General features: G+C 72.9%; 1 protein-coding gene. It reads left to right on the top strand.

The features are described from left to right. Nucleotides 1-1,179: phosphoglucosamine mutase (gene glmM, locus ACSW7Y_RS17205; protein ID WP_438127439.1), on the top strand; the 1,179-nt coding region annotated here is incomplete at both ends.

The following is a 1,179-nucleotide window of genomic DNA, read 5'->3' on the forward strand; positions in this document are numbered from 1 at the left end:
GCGCGGCCGTGCTCACACACGGACACCATGCGGACGCCCGTCGGGCGTCCGGTCGACCGCGCCCCCGCGCGGTCCTGGCGCGCGACCCGCGCGTCTCCGGCGAGTTCCTCGGCGCGGCCGTCGCCGCCGGGCTCGCCTCCGCCGGCGTCGACGTGCTCGACGCCGGGGTCATCCCCACCCCCGCTGCCGCGTACCTCGTCGCGGACATCGACGCCGACTTCGGCGTGATGATCTCCGCGTCGCACAACCCGGCCCCCGACAACGGGATCAAGTTCTTCGCCGCCGGTGGCCGCAAGCTGCCGGACGAGGTCGAGGACCGCATCGAGGCGGCCATGCACGACCACTCGGCACCCACCCCGACCGGCGGCGACGTCGGACGGATCACACGCTTCGCCGACGCCGAGGACCGCTACGTCGTGCACCTGCTCGGCACGCTCCCGGCGCGGCTCGACGGCATCCACGTGGTGCTCGACTGCGCGAACGGTGCTGCGTCGGCGGTCTCGCCCGAGGTGTTCGTGAACGCCGGTGCCCGGGTGACGCTCATCGGCGCCGAACCGGACGGCGTGAACATCAACGACGGTGTCGGCTCGACGCACATCGACAACCTCGCGCGTGCGGTGCTCGAGGCCGGGGCCGACGTCGGCATCGCCCACGACGGTGACGCCGACCGCTGCCTCGCGGTCGACGCCGCCGGGAACGCCGTCGACGGCGACCAGATCATGGCGATCCTCGCGCTGTCCCTCAAGGAGCGCGGGCGCCTGGCGAACGACACCCTCGTCGCGACGATCATGTCGAACCTGGGGCTCATCCGGGCGATGGCGGACAACGGCATCGCGGTCGAGCAGACCGCCGTGGGGGACCGCTACGTGCTCGAGCGCATGAACGAGGGCGGGTTCTCCCTCGGTGGCGAGCAGTCCGGCCACGTCATCTTCAACGAGTACGCCACCACCGGCGACGGCATCCTCACCGGGCTGCACCTCGTCGCCGAGATGGCGCGGACGGGCAAGTCGTTGGCCGAGCTGGCGGAGTGCATGACCGTCTTCCCGCAGGTGCTGCTTAACGTGCGGGGCGTCGACCGCACGGGGCTCGCCGACCAGGGCGTGCAGGACGCCGTCGCGGCGCACACCGCTGCCCTCGGTGACTCCGGGCGCGTGCTCCTGCGGCCGTCCGGGACCGAGC

The sequence above is a fragment of the Curtobacterium flaccumfaciens genome, assembly GCF_051548005.1.
Lineage (GTDB): Bacteria > Actinomycetota > Actinomycetes > Actinomycetales > Microbacteriaceae > Curtobacterium.